Source organism: Acinetobacter sp. NigerLNRRAM0016, from assembly GCF_054112845.1.
Genome location: NZ_JBSYVT010000137.1, coordinates 1 through 317 on the forward strand (window position 1 = coordinate 1; position 317 = coordinate 317).

1 pseudogene is annotated in these 317 nt (G+C 40.7%); it reads left to right on the forward strand.

What is annotated here, in order from left to right:
• A pseudogene (locus ACWQ4X_RS19875) lies at positions 1-317 on the forward strand (IS481 family transposase); the annotation flags it as partial.

A 317-nucleotide genomic window follows, 5' to 3' on the forward strand; every position in this document is an offset into this window, starting at 1 on the left:
AAACATGAAGATGATGTTGCTTGTGGCGAAATAGAAACACACCATCCAGGATATCTTGGAGCACAAGATACATTTTACGTTGGCAATCTCAAAGGCGTTGGTCGAATCTATCAACAAACGTTCATCGATACCTACAGCAAAGTCGTACATTGTAAGCTTTACACTACAAAGACACCGATTACAGCAGCAGATCTATTAAATGATCGCGTACTGCCATTTTATCAGTCACAGGATCTACCAATGCTGCGTATCCTGACAGACAGAGGTACTGAATATTGCGGTAAGGTTGAACAACATGATTATGAGCTGTATTTAGC